2 protein-coding genes are annotated in these 2,308 nt (G+C 68.0%); both read right to left on the bottom strand.

Annotated features, from left to right (window positions below; genetic code table 11):
- Nucleotides 1-694: CaiB/BaiF CoA transferase family protein (locus tag AC6CID_RS24945; RefSeq protein WP_498354660.1), on the bottom strand; the 694-nt coding region annotated here is incomplete at its 3' end.
- Between the two features lie 34 nt (nucleotides 695-728).
- Nucleotides 729-2,231, bottom strand: a complete 1,503-nt coding sequence (locus tag AC6CID_RS24940; protein WP_138846296.1) for an aldehyde dehydrogenase family protein — start codon at nucleotides 2,229-2,231, stop codon at nucleotides 729-731.
- Nucleotides 2,232-2,308 lie beyond the last annotated feature (77 nt).

The following is a 2,308-nucleotide window of genomic DNA, read 5'->3' as shown; positions in this document are numbered from 1 at the left end:
CTCCGGACCGCTGCGCGACCTGCTCCCCGACCGTCCACTTGGTGCCTTGGAAGGTGTGGGCGCTGACCGCGGCGGCCAGCAGCGAGGTGCGCACCACCATGCCCTTGCCGGTCTTTTCCCGGGATGCCAGCGCCGCCGAGACCCCGGCGGTGCCGTGCACGCCGGCGAGCACGTCGGCGATCGGCACCCCGATGCGGGTGGGTTCGCCGTCCGGGGTTCCGGTGACGGACATCAGTCCGGCCTCTCCTTGGGCGATCTGGTCGTAGCCGGCCCGGGATCCTTCCGGACCGTCGTGCCCGAATCCGGTGATGGACAACGTGATCAGCCGCGGGTTCAGGTCCTCGAGCACGTCGGTGGGAAATCCCAACCGGTCGAACGCGCCCGGCCGCAGGTTCTCGATCAGCACGTCCGCCCGCCGAATCAACCGGCGCAGCGCCTCCTTCCCGTCCTCGCTCTTGAGGTCGAGGACGATCGATTCCTTGTTCCGGTTCGCCGACATGAAGTACGACGACTGCGGGTCGTCGGCGGGGCCGACGAACGGCGGGCCCCAGGTGCGGGAGTCGTCACCGGTGCCCGGGGCTTCGACCTTGATCACGCGGGCACCGAGATCTCCGAGCATCATGGCGGCGATCGGGCCGGCCAGCGCCCGGGAAAGGTCGAGCACGAGGATGTCGTTGAGGGGTCCGACAGTCATAAAGGATCCGTTCCGGTCCGAAAGTGAGTGGGGGTCAGGGTGTGCGCAGGCGCACGTTGACCTGCTTGGTCTGGGTGAATCCAGCGATCATGCCCTCGAGCGAGACCTCGCGGCCCAGGCCGCTCTGCTTGTAGCCGCCGTAGGACTGGCCCACCATCTGGCCGCCGCCCTGGTTGACCTGAACCCACCCGGTTTCCAGGGCGTGGGCGGTGGACAACGCCAGATCGAGGTTGTGGGTCCACACGTACGCGGCGAGCCCGTAATGCGAGTCGTTGGCCATCTCGATGACGTCGGCGTGGTCGGTCCACGGGATGGCGACCAGGGCGGGACCGAAGATCTCCTCCCGGGACAGGCGCCAGGAGTTGTCGGCTCCGGAAAAGACGGTGGGTCCCATGTAGTAGCCGTCGGAATTCCCGACGGTGTCGGGCGAGCCGTCGAGGACCGTCGAGACCCTGCTCGAGCCGAGGCCGTCGTCGAGGAACCCGCAGACCGACGCGAACTGTGCCTCGTTGATAATGGCGCCCATGTCCGTGGCCTCGTCCAACGGGTTGCCGACCGTCAACCCGGCCAGGGAAGTGACGAGCCGGCCCAGGACGTCGTCGTAGATGTCCTGGTGCAGGAACAGGCGGGAGCCGGCGGTGCAGCTCTGGCCCTGCCGGTGCATGCGGGTCGAGAGCAGCAGCTGATGGATGAAGTCGTCGCTGATATCGACATCGGGGAAGACGATCGACGGGTTCTTCCCGCCGAGTTCGAGGGAGACGTGCGCCAGGCGCTCACTCGCGTCGCGGGCCACTCGTTGTCCGACCTCGGTGGAGCCGGTGAAGGAAATTTTGTCGACACCACGGTGCTGCACGAGCGCCTCACCGACCACCGGGCCGGATCCGGTGAGGACGTTGAGGACACCGGCGGGCAGGTGTTCGGCGCAGATTTCGGCGAGCAGCAGCACGCTCAACGGGGCCGCATCGGCCGCCTTGACCACCACGGTGTTGCCCGCCACCAGTGCCGCGGGGATCTTGAATCCGGCGATCATCAGCGGCGAGTTCCAGGGCAGGATGGCGCCGATGACACCGAGCGGCTCCTGCCGGGTGTACTGGAGCTGGTCGTCCCCGGCGGGCAGAACCGTGCCCTTGATTTCGCCGGCGACACCGGCGAAGTACCGGAACAGGTTCGCCAGGGTCAGCACTTCGGGGCGGGCCTGGGTGCGCAGCGCGTTGCCGGTGTCGAGGGCGGTGAGCCGGGCCAACTCCTCGGAACGGGCGTCGATGGCATCGGCAATCTTCGCCAGAATCCGAGCGCGGGCGGTGAAGTGCTGGGACCGCCACTGCGGGAACGCCTTGTGTGCCGCACGCACCGCGCGGTCGACATCCTCGGGGCCCGAGGAGGGGACCCGGCCGATCACGTGCTCGCGCAGGATCGGGGTCGTCACGTCTCTCCATTCGCCCGACAGGGCTTCCACCCACGCCCCGTCGACGAACATCGGGTAGTCGCGGGCGTCGGGGATGTGAAGGTCCGCGAGGGAGGGCTGCGTGGAAGTCATGGGTGGCGTCTCCTTGCCGGATGTATGCCTGTACTCGGGGTGGTATCAGCGCGATCCCTGGATCGGGGCAGGATGAG

The organism is Rhodococcus sp. GQ147 (assembly GCF_059759155.1).
Note: the sequence above shows the minus strand (reverse complement) of the source record. Positions and strands in the feature narration are given on the sequence as shown.

Coding starts and splice junctions, on each gene's coding strand:
- AC6CID_RS24940 (WP_138846296.1), bottom strand. CDS start 2,231: ATGACTTCCACGCAGCCCTCCCTCGCGGACCTTCACATCCCCGACGCC.